Origin of the sequence: Bifidobacterium pullorum subsp. gallinarum (assembly GCF_000741215.1) — a bacterium.
In the GTDB taxonomy this organism is placed as follows: domain Bacteria; phylum Actinomycetota; class Actinomycetes; order Actinomycetales; family Bifidobacteriaceae; genus Bifidobacterium; species Bifidobacterium pullorum_B.
This window is the reverse complement of the sequence record NZ_JGYX01000002.1, coordinates 294,107-309,103: the sequence shown is the minus strand read 5'-3', so window position 1 is coordinate 309,103 and position 14,997 is coordinate 294,107. Positions and strand designations below refer to the sequence as shown.

Annotated in this window: 10 protein-coding genes, 1 other RNA gene and 1 pseudogene; 5 read left to right on the top strand and 7 right to left on the bottom strand. The window is 66.9% G+C overall.

What is annotated here, in order from left to right:
* Nucleotides 1-58 precede the first annotated feature (58 nt).
* The 5 genes from dtd to BIGA_RS03485 form a co-directional block, all read right to left on the bottom strand.
* On the bottom strand, nt 59-544 hold the full coding sequence (gene dtd, locus BIGA_RS03500) for a D-aminoacyl-tRNA deacylase (protein ID WP_033507568.1): 486 nt from the start codon (nt 542-544) through the stop codon (nt 59-61).
* Between the two features lie 97 nt (nt 545-641).
* Nucleotides 642-1,895, bottom strand: a complete 1,254-nt coding sequence (locus tag BIGA_RS03495) for an AGE family epimerase/isomerase (protein ID WP_033507566.1) — start codon at nt 1,893-1,895, stop codon at nt 642-644.
* A gap of 158 nt (nt 1,896-2,053) precedes the next feature.
* Nucleotides 2,054-2,451, bottom strand: a transfer-messenger RNA (tmRNA) gene (gene ssrA, locus BIGA_RS09195).
* Between the two features lie 208 nt (nt 2,452-2,659).
* Nucleotides 2,660-3,562 (bottom strand): carbohydrate kinase family protein, encoded by a 903-nt coding sequence (locus BIGA_RS03490; RefSeq protein ID WP_033507564.1) that lies wholly within the window; start codon nt 3,560-3,562, stop codon nt 2,660-2,662.
* Between the two features lie 61 nt (nt 3,563-3,623).
* Nucleotides 3,624-4,829, bottom strand: coding sequence for an ROK family transcriptional regulator (locus BIGA_RS03485; RefSeq protein WP_033507563.1), 1,206 nt, complete (start codon nt 4,827-4,829; stop codon nt 3,624-3,626).
* Nucleotides 4,830-5,037: 208 nt separating this feature from the next.
* On the opposite strand from BIGA_RS03485, the gene BIGA_RS03480 reads away from it, so the two are divergent.
* Nucleotides 5,038-5,775 carry a copper homeostasis protein CutC gene (locus BIGA_RS03480; protein ID WP_129237072.1) on the top strand — a complete coding sequence of 246 codons (738 nt, stop codon included), beginning with the start codon at nt 5,038-5,040 and terminating at the stop codon, nt 5,773-5,775.
* Nucleotides 5,776-5,820: 45 nt separating this feature from the next.
* Here the strand turns inward: BIGA_RS03480 and BIGA_RS03475 are convergent, their stop codons facing one another.
* Together BIGA_RS03475 and BIGA_RS03470 are read right to left on the bottom strand one after the other, a co-directional pair.
* On the bottom strand, nt 5,821-6,945 hold the full coding sequence (locus BIGA_RS03475; protein ID WP_033507559.1) for an ROK family transcriptional regulator: 1,125 nt from the start codon (nt 6,943-6,945) through the stop codon (nt 5,821-5,823).
* Nucleotides 6,946-7,035: 90 nt separating this feature from the next.
* Entirely contained in the window at nt 7,036-9,624 is a 2,589-nt protein-coding gene (locus tag BIGA_RS03470; protein WP_033507557.1) for a transglutaminase domain-containing protein, read from the bottom strand.
* Nucleotides 9,625-9,809: 185 nt separating this feature from the next.
* Here BIGA_RS03470 and BIGA_RS03465 point away from each other — a divergent pair, with 185 nt between their 5' ends.
* The 4 genes and pseudogenes from BIGA_RS03465 (at nt 9,810) to BIGA_RS03450 (ending at nt 14,913) form a co-directional block, all read left to right on the top strand.
* On the top strand, nt 9,810-10,700 hold the full coding sequence (locus BIGA_RS03465; RefSeq protein WP_033507556.1) for an ROK family protein: 891 nt from the start codon (nt 9,810-9,812) through the stop codon (nt 10,698-10,700).
* A 187-nt stretch (nt 10,701-10,887) separates the two neighbouring features.
* Nucleotides 10,888-11,700 (top strand): annotated as a pseudogene (gene nagB / locus BIGA_RS03460) (glucosamine-6-phosphate deaminase).
* Nucleotides 11,701-11,737: 37 nt separating this feature from the next.
* Nucleotides 11,738-12,994 carry an N-acetylglucosamine-6-phosphate deacetylase gene (locus BIGA_RS03455; protein WP_033507554.1) on the top strand — a complete coding sequence of 419 codons (1,257 nt, stop codon included), beginning with the start codon at nt 11,738-11,740 and terminating at the stop codon, nt 12,992-12,994.
* A gap of 290 nt (nt 12,995-13,284) precedes the next feature.
* Nucleotides 13,285-14,913 (top strand): ABC transporter substrate-binding protein, encoded by a 1,629-nt coding sequence (locus tag BIGA_RS03450; RefSeq protein ID WP_033507552.1) that lies wholly within the window; start codon nt 13,285-13,287, stop codon nt 14,911-14,913.
* Nucleotides 14,914-14,997: the final 84 nt, after the last annotated feature.

Genomic DNA, 14,997 nt, shown 5'->3' with positions numbered 1-14,997 from the left:
CATGCCCGGCAGGCGTGCCCCGCCCCGGAAGGGACCGGGGAGGGAAGATGCCGAATCCTTAGCGGGGCCGGGCCATCACCGCCGTATCGAGCGGGATGGTCACCGGGCCGTCGTTGGTCAGCGACACCCGCATATGGGCGGCGAACCGGCCCTCCCGGACAGTGAGCCCATGGCCGCGCAGCGCCTCGTCAAGGCGTAGCCAGACGTCCCGCGCATGGTCGGGCTGCCCGGCCGCCACGAAACTCGGACGGTTGCCCCGCCGCACATCGCCGTACAGCGTGAACTGGGAGATGGACAGCACCTCGCCGCCCACGTCGAGCACCGAGCGGTTCATCTTGCCTTCGTCGTCATCGAAGATTCGCAGATTGGCGATCTTGCGGGCCGTCCAGTCGATCTGCTCGGGCCCGTCGTCATCGCTGACCGCAACCAGCAGCACCAGTCCAAGTCCGATCCGCTGCGGCTCGAAGGAGGCGTCCGGCTCGCCGGTTGCCGCGTCGATCACGTCCACACCCGCCGAACTCACGCGTTGAATGACCACTCTCATACCGGCCATCATACCTGCTTCGGCGCGGATAAGGCGGGCGCCCCGGTCCGTGAAGGAACCGGGGCGCCCGCTGTTTTCGGAAGGAGGGAGGGACGTGTTAACGGGTCTCGGTGGCCTGCTTCAGGGCGGGGGCCACGGAGACGGCCGGATTCAGACGCGGGATGAACGTGCACTGCAGCGCGTGGTACAGGTCGGACTTGCCGGGCCACACGGTGCCGATGACGTGGTTGTCCTTGTCCAGCTGGTGGAACCAGGAGCCGTGCTCATGGTCGATGAGGTATTCGTCGATGTACCGCCAGAACGTGGCGTACCAATCCTTGTACTCCTGCTTGTCGGTCACGGTGGCCAGCACGGCGGAGGTGTTCACGGATTCGGCGAGCGTCCAGTGCATGCGGTCGGTGACCACGGGGCGGCCGTTCCAGTCGGTGGTGTAGGCCAGGCCCACGGTGCCGTCGGTGTTCCAGGCGTCCTCGAGCGCGCGAGCGAACAGGTGTTCGGCGGCGTCGATCAGCGCGGCCTTCTGCTCGTCGGTGCGGCTGCAGCTGGTGGCGAACTGGGTGATCAGGCGGGCCCATTCGATGCCGTGGCCGGGCGTGGCGCCGTACGGCTTGAACTGGTCGTCGGGCTTGCTGCGGTTGAACTCCAGGTCCGGTGTCCAGTCGGCGGTGAAGTGCTCCGGGATGCGCCACGAGTTGTGCGACGCCCAGTCGACGACGTGGTCGATGATGCGGCCGGCGCGGGTGCGATAGGTCTCGTCGCCGGTCACGTCCGCCACGGCCAGGAACGCCTCGACGGTGTGCATGTTGGCGTTGATGCCGCGGTACGGATCCAGCTCGGTGAACTCGGTGTTCCAGGTGTCCACGGCCAGGCCGTGCTCCTCGTCCCAGAAGTGCGCGTTGTAGGTGTCGAGCGCTTCGGAGAGCAGTTCCTTGGCGCCCGGGCGTCCGATCAGCGTGGCCGAGGTGGCGGCCAGGATGACGAAGGCGTGCGTGTAGCAGACCTTGCCCGCCTCGGGGGTGCCGTCCGCGGTGATGGACGGATACCAGCCGCCGTTCACATCATCATGCAGCGGCCCGCGCAGGCCGTCGAGCGCCTTGTCAACGAGCTTCTCGGCATCTGGCTCGCCGTGGATGGCGCCGAGCGTGTAGACGTGCGCCATGCGGCAGGTGATCCAGGTCTGGATGCCGTGGGAGGGGTCGGGGTTGCCGCGATCGTCCAGCCAGGTGGAACCGCCGTTCGGGGCGGGGAAGCGGTGTCCGAAATGCAGCAGTTCGTTGCTTTCGGCCTCAAGCAGGTCGTGGTTCTCCGGCGAGCCGAAGACATAGGCTTCGGGCGCGTAGGCGGCGGTCATATGCGATGTCCTTCCAGACGTCCGTCGACATCGACGGTAACTGCGTTAATACGTTAACAATGTTAATACTAAACCGCTTAAGACACGCCGGGTGTGGTGGATATGACGGTGTGAGGGCAACAAAAAAGGGTTCCGGGCGTATGCCCGGAACCCTGAACAAGTGGAGCCGCGGGGAATCGAACCCCGGTCCGATGACCGTACCCACAGTCTTCTACGTGCGTAGTCCGCTGGCTTTTCAGCTATTGTTCTGCCTCCACCTATATCGCGGACAACCGGTGGCAGGCCTATCCACAGTGTAAGTCCCTCAGACGCCCTGCGGCTCGGCGAGTGAGGCGAGTCTCCTTAACGACGCCCGATTTCTTCCCGGAGACGCAGAAGAACGGACGGAGCGGCTGCTCGCTGGATTAGTCCTGGCGCGAAGCTCAGGCAGCGAGAGCGAACTCAGTGCGGTTAGATTTAGCACTTATTGTTTTGCGGGGGACATCCACGAGTGGACCCCGCATTCTCGGCACGCTTCCCTGCAGCGAACAGGTCATCGTCGAAACCGATCGGCCCCTTTTGAATTGTCAAACCATGCCGGCGCGTGGCCGGACTTTCCACAATAACCCTGTTGCCCGATGAATGCAACTCGATGCGTTCCCGGTGAACCGGCCCTGTTGCCGCAGCGGTCTGGTGGTGCTGCGGCAACAGGACCTCGAGGGGCACATGCAATGGCCCATATGTCGCACAAACACTATGCTCATGTGACATATGGGCCATAACGCTCACTCGCCGTTGATGATCTTGCAGTAGTCCGGGATGCCCTCCTCGGGATAGGCGGGCCAGGCGCCTTCCTGCGTGCAGACGAAGGCGGATGTGTTGACGGCCGCGCGGTGCGCCTCCTCCATCGTGGCGCCGTTGAGCAGCTTGCCGGTGAAGGTGCCGGAGAACGAGTCGCCTGCGCCCACGGTGTCGGCCACCTCGACCCGCGGCGTGGAGATCGTGGAGCTCTTGCCCGTCTTCGACATGACGGTGCTGAAGGCGGCGCCGCCGGTCAGGATGATGTAGTCGAGGCCGTATTCGTTGATGAACCAACGGCAGGCCTCGTCGTCGGAGGTGCCGCGGATGTCGAACATGTCGCGCAGGAGGAACAGTTCGTCGTCGTTGATCTTGAACACGGTGGCGTATCCGAGCAGTTCCTCGATCAGCTCCTTGGAATAGTGGTCGCCGCGCAGGTTGATGTCGAAGAACTTCATCGTGCCGGGCTTGGCGTGCTTGAGCAGTTCGATGATGGTGTCATGCGATTCGGGGGAGCGCAGGCCCAGCGTGCCGAAGCAGATCGCGTCGGCGCTTTCGACGACCTCGATGAGCTGGCGAGTGTACAGGATGTGGTCCCAGGCCACGTTCTTCACGATTGTGTACTCGGGGATGCCGTTCTTGAGCGCCACGTCCACGGTGCCGGTCGGCCAGGCGTTGCGCTGGATCATCGAGTTGATGCCGGCGGCCTGGGTGGCGGCCAGCAGCTCGTCGCCGAGCTCGTCCTCGCCCACGGCGCTGATGGCCACGCCCTCGGCGCCGTTCATGGAGGCGTGGTAGATGAAGTTGACCGGGGCGCCGCCGGCGCGCTTGCCGGTGGGGAGCATGTCCCACAGCAGTTCGCCGAGGGAGAGCACGGTGGGTTTGGTCATGGTGATTCCTTTCCTTGGTTGATATGTTGGGTTGTCGATTGACGTCAGGGACCGCCTGCCGTCAGGAGATGTCGAAGAATCTCGACGGGGTGGTGAGGAACTGGGTGATGGCCACGGCCGCCGCGCCGGCGACGGTGGCGTCGGCGGGCAGTTGCGACAGGCGGATGTCCGTGGCCTCGATGACTTCGGCGCTGACGCGGCGGCTGGTGATGTCGCGCACGATGTCGAGCAGCCGTTGCCCGGCTCCGGAGACGATGTCGCCGAGGATGATGCGCTCCGGGTTGAACATGTTGCAGATCGTCACGCATCCGTAGGCGATGTAGCGGCTTGCCTCGTCGAGGATGGCCGTGGCCTGCCGGTCGCCGTCGCACACGAGCCCGAACAGGGCGTTGCATGCCTGCCGGTGGGTCATCAATGGGCTGTCCGCGATGATGCCGGCGGCGTTGATGCGCTCGTGGATGGCGTTGGCGGAGCAGTAGCGTTCCAGGCATCCGACGTTGCCGCAGTCGCAGGGCAGGCCGTTGACGTCCACGCTGGTGTGGCCGAGTTCGGTGGCCGTGCCCTGGGCGCCGTTGATGAGGTTGCCGTGGTCGATGACCCCGAGCCCGACGCCTTCGCCGAGCAGGTAGTAGGCGAGGTTGTTGCAGTGGCCGTCGTCGGAGAACAGGTGCTGGGCCAGCACGCCGGCGCGGGCGTCCTGCTCGACGAACACCGGTACGCGGAAGGCCGTGTCGAATTCGTCGAGGAAGTTGATGGTGCGCCATCCCTGCATGGAGGAGACGACGGTGGTGTACCCCGCCTCGCGCAGGTACGGTCCGGGGACGGCCATGCCGATGGCGATGATGGCCGGGTCGGCGTCGAGCAGCGCGCCGACCTTGGTGTGGATGTCGGCGATGGTCTGCGGGATGGTGTCCTCGCTGACCGTGGGCAGGTCCTCGATGGACAGCGCGGTGCCGCTCAGGTCGAAGACGCCGATCTCCACCAGGCTGCGTGCGAATTTGACGCCGATGACGTGGAACCGCGTGGGGTCCAGGTTCAGGCCGATGGAGCGACGGTTCAGCCGTCCCTCCATGTCCCCGGTCTCCTCGATGATGCCGGCCTCGATGAGGCGTGCGGTGATCTTGGTGATGGCGGCGGGCGTCAGTCCCAGGGCCTTGGCGATCTGCGCCCGCGAGCAGATGCCGTGGTAGTACAGGTGCTGGAGGATGCGCGAGCGGTTCGACTCGGACACGGTCGCCTGCGATGCGACGGTTGTGGACGTGGGCATCGACGCCTCCTTGGGTGCGGTTGTCGGTCCGTCTTTGACTTCCAACGATTGTTTATATATTAACATGGTTAATGTATATGTCAATCGTTTTACAGCGTGTCGCCGACGGCCAAGGCCGCTGCCGCCCGTCGGGGATCCGTGACACGGCGTGGTGCCCGGCGCGGAGATGGTACCGTGGTGGCGTGGCAAGGCAGGAGAATCAAAGGAGATGCCCGTGACCGTGGAAATCGCCGTACAGGATGTCGAAGGCGCGAGGATCGCCCTGGAGGAAGGGGCCGACCGCATCGAGCTGTGTGTGGCATTGGGCGCCACCGGTGGTCTGACGCCGAGTTTCGCGCTGATCCAGGCGTGCTCGCACGTGGGTCTGCCGCGCGGCGTGCAGGTGCTGGTGCGCCCGCGTTCCGGCTCGTTCGTGTTCGGCAAGACGGAACGGATGGTGCAGTTGGGCGACGTGCGCTCCGCCATCCTCGCCGGCGCGAGCGGCGTGGTGGTCGGCGGGCTCAATGAGGACAACACCATCGATGTGCCCTTCGCCGCCGCCCTGATCGAATGCGCCCGAGACGAGGGCCGCCGCTGCAACCGCGACGTGCAGGTGACCTTCCACCGTGCGTTCGACATGGTGCCCGACCAGTTCGCCGCGCTGGACGTGCTGATCGAACTGGGCTATACGCGTGTGCTCACCTCGGGCGGGGCTCCGACGGTGCCCGAAGGCCTTGACCGGCTGCGCGATCTGGTGAGGCACGCCGCCGGACGCATCGAGATCCAGGCCGGCGGCGGGGTGACGCCCGAAAGCATCGGCGCGATTCGTGCGGCGGGGGTGGACGCCATCCACCTGTCCGGCAAGACGCTGGTCGCCGCATCGGGCGGTCCCGGTGGCGGTGGCCAGAACCCCGTGGAGCGGACCGACCGTGCCATCGTGCGCGCCGCGGTGCTCGCCGCACGGTGACGTGTCGTCGGCGCCACGCCCCGCCGTATCACCGCTGAGCGGCCGTCACCGCGCCAGATAGTCGCGCAGCACGGCGGTCGATTCGCCGCGGATCGCGATGTCGCTGCCGATCTCGCACCGTCGGATGCGCGTCTGGGCGTGGAATGACGATGCCGTGGTCTGGTCCAGATAGCGTTGCGCGGCGTTGATGAAATCGGAGTTGACGATATCCGGCGGCCCATACACGCAGATGTCGGTGATGTCGAGCATGCCGGCCGGCATGGCCAGGGCATTGGCCAGGTGGACGCCGGCCTGTTCGAGGATGGTCTGGCGCGACTCGGGATGGTCGCGCATCCGCGCCTCAAGCACCTGGGAGGAGATCAGCCGTTCGAGGCACCCGCGTTTGCCGCACGGGCAGGGCGGGCCCTCCGGGTCGATGGAGATGTGGCCGATCTCGCCGCCGGCGTGGTTCTCGCCGACCACCGGCACATCGTCGATGAGCACCGAGGTGCCGATGCCGCGGCGGAACCAGACGAACATGAGATTGGGGCCGCCCTGGCCGAAGAACCGCTCGGCGAGCATGCCGCTGGTCGAATCGTTGTCCACGCTGACCGGCACGGCGAACCGCTGCTCCAGCGGCGTGCGCAGATCGACGTCATGCCAGCCCAGGGCGGTGGAGCGCCGCACCGTGCCGTCCACGATGACGCCGGGGGCGGCCACGCCGATGCCGATGACATGGTCGGTGTGGTCCATGAGCTGGGCCGCCAACTGCTCGATGTCGTCGATGGCGATGGTGTCCTCGGCGCCCAGCGCCAGTTCGGACCGGTACAGTATCGTGCCCAGCAGATCGGTGACCGCACCCTGGATGAACCGCGACTGCGACAGGTCGATGCTGACGATGTGGAGCCGCTGGGTGTCGATCCCGAGCAGCGTGCCGCGTTTGCCCTTGCCGGGGTTGTGGGCCAGCCCGCCCTCCCTGATCAGTCCTTCGTCCAGCATCGATCCGACCACGTCGGACACCGCCACGCGGGAGAGCCCCGTTCGCCTCCCGATCTGCGCGCGGGAGAGCTCGGTGGCGGGGAACAGCAGCCCGAAGATCAGCGCACGGTTGTTCCGCCGTACGTCGGACGGGTCCGCTTTGGACGTATGTCCCGGCGCGAGGAAGGCGACGGGCGGGGTGGAAGGATTCATAGCGTTCCTTCTAAGTGTGCTGGGGAACGGTTGGCCGTTACCGTGGATACTTCATTGTATTGGTTCTCCATTGTAGACGGTCGCCCGTGATCATACGCGATTGAGCCTCAGGGCGAGCTCCACGGAGCCCACGTTGTACCCGCTGCACGCGTAGATGCCGGTCAGGGGGTCGTCCTGTGCCCGGCCGGGGCGGATGGCCACGATGACCGGCGACTTGTCCGGATCCACGAAGGTGATGCGCGCCAGGCGGGCCGCCGTCGGCTCGGCGCACCGCCAGAGCCGGAACCGCCGGGGCAGACGGTCGAGCATGGCCGTGATCGGGGCGCTGACGGGCGTATCATGCGGGCAGAGGGCGATGACGGGCTCGGCATCGGGGTCGGGGCGTTCCGCCAGCGACTCGCGCAATTCGTCCAGCACGTGGATGCTCGGTTCGGAACCGTGGGCGTCGAGGATGAACACCACGCCGCGCCGGCCGTGCAGGACCTCGCTCAAGGGGGTGTCGGTCCCGTCGTCGGCGATGAGCGGCAGGTCCTCCAGCGGCAGATGCGCCAGCAGGTCGGACTGCGCCGGCCGGCGCCAGTCCAAGGCGATGGTGCGGTCCCCATCCGCCACCCGGAGCGTCCGCGAGGCGGCCAGCTGGCTGCCGTTGGGCAGACGCGTGGTGGTGATGACGCGATACGTGCCCGGCTCTAGGCGGATATGGGTCGCGCCGTCCGTCCACGGGACGTCGCCCAGGTCGATGGTGGAGAAATCCATGCCGTACGGGGTGCGCTGCAGCCGGCCGATGGTCCAGTCCACGCCGTAGCGGGGGGTGTCGTCCCGTCCGGGGGCCGTGAGCGTGCAGGCGACCAGCCGGTCGCTTTCGCGGGCCTGAACGTCGACGAACCGCGCGCCGTCGAAATACTGCGGGCTGCGGGTTTCGGGATTCAGGCGCGCCGGGATGCCCAGGCAGCGGCAGACGGTGACGAACGCGATGCCGCGGTGCGGGCCGTCGCCGTATCCGCGGGACAGCAGCGCCGCCGTGCCGGTGTAGGGCTCGTCGTCCTCGGCGTCGCGCACGCCGCGCAGCATCTCCTGCCACAGTGTCCGCGGATCGGAACGGAACAGCGCGATGCGGTCGGCGCCGAACCGCTGCTGCAGCGCGCGGTGGTCGCCGGCGAGCTCCTCGCCGTCCACGCGCGGATTGAGCACGGTGTCACGCCACAGATCCGTGCGGGTGCGTTCGTCGAGATCGGCCAGCATCCGCATCGTATGGTCCCGGATCGCCGCGGCCGCGGCCAGCGCGTCGTCGAGCGTCTCGGCGTGGACGTCGGCCAGATCCTTGTCGGAGAGCGCCTGCAACAGCAGCATCCGGTCGGGTTCGCTCCCCGCCTCCAGGAAACGGGCGATAACCGGCCAGTTGCCGCCGGCCAGACGGAGGATCGCATCGGTGTCGGCGTCGCCGGTGGCCGACTGCCGGGCGAATGACTCAAGGCGTTCGACGCGCATGGTCTCCGCATGCCGCGCCCTGTCCGCGCCCACGGCCTTCTGCTCCGGCGTCAGCGCCGCGGCGCGGGACCCGCCGGCGGCGGGCGCGGACACCGCCAGCGGCGTCCACGCATCGTCGTCTCGGCGTCCGGCATCCAGCGTCACGGTCACCGCGGTGGTGGATGCGGTGTCGACCAGCGCCTCGCCGAACCCATCCGGCGTCGAGGCGTGCACCAGCACGGTGCCGAGCCCGAGCTCGATGGCGGCACGGCCGTCCTCGTCGGCGGCCAGTTGGGCGATCGGCGCGAATTCGGCCATATTGAGCAGTTCGAAGCGCACGTCGGCACCGGGCACGGGGGCGCCGTCGGTGTCGGTCACCGTGACGGCCAGTCGGGTGGTCGGCGCGTAGGAGGCCGTGAGGTTCTGCAGTATCGCGGCGCCCTGCCTGCCGGCCGACGGCGCAACATCGACCGATCCGGTCGTGTAGTCGCAGAACACGCGGGCGTGAATCAGCATCGCGCGGGCCGCCGCGCAGTCGAACCATCCGCGGTCCAGACGCTCCTCGGGCTCGCAGGCCCCCATGAACCGCCAGACGCCGTCGACCATCGCCTCAACCCAGGCGTGGTTGTCGTCGCAATGCGCCCAGCGCGGGGTGTACACCTGACGCGCCGGGATGCCGACGGCTCGCAAGGCGCTCACCAGCAGCGTGGATTCCTCTCCGCAGCGGCCCGTGCCGCGGTTCAGCGCGCCGACCGGGCCGATCGTGCGGATGTCGGAGGGGGCGTAGGTCACATGCTCGGCGCACCAGTAATTGGTCTCGATCGCGGCGCATTCCATGTCAAGCGGCGTAACCCGTGCGTCCAGCTCGCCTGCGATGCGGCTGCGGCACGGTTCGAGACGCTCGTTGTTGACCCGCGGCCAGAACACGTAGTGGATGAAGACGTCCTCCGGCAGTGCCGCGGTCCATGCGCGGCTCCGGCGCAGCTCCAGGGCGTGGTCCACGTAGTCCAGCAGCGTCGCCGGCTCGCATTCGAGGATATCGGTGGTCGGCAGGGTGCCGACGAGCAGATGCATCAGGGCGCGTCGGTCGCCGTCGAGCCTGCCGATAAGCGTGTCGGCGGGGATCGTCAGGCCGCCCAGTGACGCCTTGCGGTCGCGATACCGGTTGTCGGCGTAGTCGTGCAGTGCGGGGGACAGGAGGTTCTCGCGCATGGGTGTGTCCTTGTGACGGCGGGATGGATACGGCAGTACTGTACGACGCCGCTGGTACCGTGACGGGGCGCGGGCGGTTCGGGTGGTAATCTGCCTAGTGACGCAGGTGTTGTGCGGGCGATGATGTGCCGCACGCCTGTGGTCGGAGGAAAGCGAAGGAAACACCGTCAGGAGAGGAAACCCGCATGAATGAATACGTTGGCATCGATATCGGTGGCACCAAGATCGAGGCCGTGCTGGTCGATGAACGCAACACCGTGCTCAACACCTGCCGCATCCCCGCCCGGCCGGGTGCGCAGAACGTGCTCGACGACGTCATCGGCATCACCCGCAGGCTCGGCGGAGAGCCGGTGGCCGTCGGCGTGGGCCTGCCCGGACAGGTCGATTCGGTGACCGGCGTGGTGCGCGACATCGTCAACCTTGACATCGTCAAGCTGGAGCTGGGCCGCGAGGCCAGCAAGGCGCTGGGGATCCCGGTGCAGGTTGAAAACGATGTCAATGCGGCCGCGCTGGGTGCCGTGGCCCTGATCGATGACCAGGTCTCCGCCGGCGATACCGTGGTGTTCCTGAACTTCGGCACCGGCCTGGCCGCCGGCGTGGTGCGCGACGGCCATGTGGAACGCGGGTACAGCGGCTCCTACGGCGAGATCGGACACATCCCGGTCGACCCGAACAAGTTCCTGTGCAACTGCGGCCAGCGCGGCTGCCTGGAGACCGTCACCTCGGGCGGCTCGGTGGCCAAGCTGTGGCCGGGCCAGCCGCCGCTGCCGGACCTGATTGAGAAGGCCAAGGCCGGCGAGCCCCGCGCCATGGAGGTGTACGGCATCGTGCAGCACGGCCTGGCGGACACCATCCAGGTGGTCGGCCAGGCGTATGACCCGAAGCTGATCGTGCTGGGCGGCGGCATGGCCAAGACCGGCCGCCCGCTGCTGGACATGATCGTCGAGGAGATGCGCCGCCGCGAGGAGACCAGCCATTTCATCACGTCGCTGCATCTGCCCGAGCGTCTGCGCCTGGCGCCGGTCGAGCAGCCGATCGGTGCGATCGGCGCCGCGCTCGCCGCCCCGCGCGACTGATTCGCAGTCGTCGTTTCCGTCATGACGGCCGCCTTCCGTGTGCACCAAGCCATGGGAGGCGGCCGTTGGCATAGAGGGGGTGGCGGACGGCGTTTTTGGGGAGACGACGCGCTAGGATTATTTATGACAAGGAAGTTAACGATTTAACTGCACAGTTACGTCGCTCACCCTGAAGAAAGTAGATATCATGCCGGAAATCATCATTGTTAAGAACGAAGCCGAAGCTGGCGAGATCTACGCTCGTTGCGTCGCCGACCTCATCAAGTCCAAGCCGAACGCCGTGCTGGGCCTGGCCACCGGTTCCAGCCCGCTGGCCGCCTATCAGGCGCTGGCCAAGGTCATCGACGCCGAGGGCATCGACGTCAGCCAGGTCTAGGGCTTCGCCCTCGACGAATACCTGGGTCTGCCGCTGGATCATCCGGAGTCGTACCACTCCACCATCAACCGCACGGTCACCGCGCCGCTGGGCCTCGACCCGGCCAAGGTGCATGTGCCCGGCGACGCGCTGAACGGCTGCCCGCTGGAGGACGGCGAACGCATCGCCGGCGCCGGTGCGGCCTATGACGCGGCGATCGAGGCCGCAGGCGGCATCGACGTGCAGATCCTGGGCATCGGCACCGACGGCCATGTCGGGTTCAACGAGCCGGGCTCCTCGCTGGCCTCGGGCACGCGTGTCAAAACCCTCGTCGAGCAGACGCGCGCGGACAACGCCCGCTTCTTCGACGACGACATCAACCAGGTGCCCACCCATTGCATCACCCAGGGCATCGGCACCATCATGCGCGCCCGTCACCTGGTGCTGCTGGCCTTCGGCGAGGGCAAGGCCGAGGCGATCCGCCAGACCTGCGAAGGCGGCATCTCCGCGTTCTGCCCGGCCTCGGCGCTGCAGATGCACCCGCATGCCACGATCATCGTGGATGAGGCGGCGGCCAGCAAGCTGAGCCACAAGGACTACTACGAGTACGCCTACGCCCATAAGCCGGCCTGGCAGGGCATCTGAGCCCCGCCCCAAGTCCCAAGACTGCGAAGGAGTGATCATGGATTCCAACAGGATGGAAACCGTCAAGCGGGTCACCTCGGCCATCACCGGGGCCCCCTCCTGCATCGCCATCCGCGGCGCGCGGAAGATCGACGCCCGCGGCGTACGGGAGCATTTCTGGCTGACCTCGGCCGACGGGGTCATCACGGCCACCGGCACCGACGAGGAGGAGTTCGAACACGCCTGCCGCTCCATCGCCATCGATCCGGCCGATGATACGCGGATCATCGACGCCGCCGGCCATCTGCTGACCCCGGGGTACGTGGACATCCACGCGCACGGCTCGTGGGAGCGGTCCTTCGACGACGGCCCGGACGGCATCGACATCGCCCGGGCCGGCCACGCCGTGCACGGCACGACGCGGCAGGTGTGCTCGCTGATCACCAACCCGATCGACGTGATGTGCGAGAACCTGCGCAACGTGCGCGCCGCGATGGACCGCCGTCCGGATGTGCTGGGCTCGCATCTGGAGGGGCCGTTCCTGGCGCTCGCCCGCAAGGGCGCCCATGACCCGGAGTGCCTGAAGGATCCGGTGCCGGAGCTGGTGGAGCAGCTGCTGGACGCCGCCGACGGCAGCCTGCGCCAGATCACCATCGCGCCCGAGCTGCCGCATGGCATTGACGCCATCGGGCGGTTCGCGGCCGCGGGCGTCGTGCCCGCGGTCGGCCACTGCGACGCCGACTATGACATGGCCAAGCGCGGTTTCGACGCCGGCGCGGGCATCATCACGCATATGTTCAACGCGATGAACGGCCTGCACCACCGTGAGCCGGGCCCGATCCCGGCGGCGGTGGAGGACCCCCGCGTCACCATCGAGATCATCAACGACGGCTTCCACGTCCAGGATCCGATGGTCCGGCTCGGGTTCGGCTTCGCGCCGCACCGCACGGCGTTCATCACCGATGCGATGGCCGCCACCGACTGCCCGGACGGCCCGTACAAGCTGGGTGCGTTGGATGTGAACGTGGTGGACGGGCACGCCCGACTGGTCTCCAACGGCGCGATTGCCGGGTCGACGCTGCTACTGGAGGTCGCCGTGCGCCGCGCGGTCACCGTGCTCGGCATCTCGCCGGTCGACGCCGTCGAGGCCGCCACGCTGACCCCGGCCAGGACGTTCGGATACGACCGTCCGAATCCGGTTACCGGTGCGCCGCTGGGTCTGCTGGCTCCCGGGTATGCCGCCGACCTGCTCCTGACCGATCCCGAGACCTGGGCGGTCGGTGAGGTCTGGTGCGCGGGCCGCAAGCTCAAGTAACCGGGCGTGCCTCGGACGAGGCGACAAAAGTCCGTATAGTGAGATGACAGCCTATGGCGTCTCACTATACGGATTTTTTGTTACGACCTGTGATACGTCAGAAAACGGCGTCATTCCAAGGAAAAACGGGGATTGGGCGACGTGGTTCGTGGGGCAGGACGGGCCATGGGCAGGGCGATTTCGTAACATGCCGCGTCTACGGTCGTGACTTGGACGCCCGCCGAGCGCGATGCCAAAAGCGAATGTGGAATGCAGGCGGGTCCGAATGTTGACAGAGAGAGGATTCAAACGTGAATCGCAAGAAGATCACCGCCGTCATCGCCTCCGTGGCCGCAGTGGCATCGCTCGCGGCCTGCGGCGTGAAGGATGAGGCCGCACCGGCCGCCGACAGCAGCACCATCACCATCGGCACCACGGACAAGATCGTCAGCCTCGATCCCGCGGGATCGTACGACAACGGCTCCTACGCCGTGCAGATCAACGTGTTCCCGTTCCTGTACGCCCAGGACTACAACACCTCCGAGCTGAGCCCGGACATCGCCGCCGACGACGGCACCTGGAACGAGGACGGCTCCCAGTTCACCGTCAAGATCAAGGAAGGCCTGAAGTTCGCCAACGGCAACGACCTGACCTCCTCGGACGTCAAGTTCTCGTTCGACCGCATCAAGACGATCGACGACCCGAACGGCCCGGTGTCGCTGCTGGCCAACATCGAGTCTGTCGAGACCCCGGATGACACCACCGTGGTGTTCAACGCGGCCGTGCCGTTCGACGTGACGCTCAAGCAGGTGCTCTCCAGCCCCGCGGGCCCGATCGTCGACGAGGACGTGTTCAGCGCCGACGCCCTGACCGATGCGGACACGATCGTCGATGGCGACGCCTTCGCCGGCCCGTACAAGCTGACCTCGTTCACGCTCAACGAGAACGTGGCCTACGCCGCGAACGAGGACTACGAGGGCCTGACCCCCGCGCAGAACGAGACCGTGCAGGTGCAGTACTTCGCCGACGCCTCCAACCTGAAGATGGCCATCGAACAGGGCACCGTGGATGTGGCGTTCCGTTCGCTGACCGCCACCGACATCGAGGACCTCTCCGGCAATGACGACCTCAAGGTCGTCGAGGGGCCGGGCGGCGAGGAGCGCTTCCTGTCCTTCAACTTCAAGATCCAGCCGTTCGGCGAGTCCCAGCCGGATGCCGACCCCGCCAAGGCCAAGGCCGTGCGCCAGGCCGTGGCCGCGCTGATTGACCGCGAGGAGCTGTCCGACCGCGTGTACAAGGGCACCTACACGCCGATGTACTCCTACATCCCGGATGGTCTGGAAGGCCATGAGGACACGCTGAAGGCCGCCTACGGCGACGGCAACGGCGGCCCGGACGCCGAGCAGGCCGCGCAGATCCTGGCCGACGCCGGCGTCGAGACCCCGGTGACCCTGAACCTGCAGTACAACGGCGACCACTACGGCTCCAGCTCCGCCGACGAGTACGCGGCCATCAAGTCGCAGCTGGAGGCGGACGGCCTGTTCACCGTCGACCTGCAGCAGACCGAATGGACCCAGTACAGCGAGCAGCGCCTCGTCACCGACGAGTCCGACGGCTCCTACCCGGCCTACCAGCTCGGCTGGTTCCCGGACTACTCGGATCCGGACAACTACCTGTCCCCGTTCTTCCGCGACGGCAACTTCGTGATGAACGGCTACTCGAACGAAGAGGTCAACACGCTCATCACCAACCAGGCCGGTGAGCAGGACCACGACAAGCGCATGGAGATGCTCGGCCAGATCCAGGACATCGTCACCGACGAACTGCCGACCATCCCGCTGCTGCAGGGCGCCCAGGTAGCGGTGACCCGCAACAACATCGACGGTGTCGTGCTCGACGCGTCGTTCCGCTTCCGTTACGCCTCGGTGACCAAGTCCTGAGGTCGCCTGAAGGAGGATGCCATCATCCTCCAAAAACGCCGTCGGACCCGTGTCTCCTATTCTTGACGGGTCCGACGGCCTTAC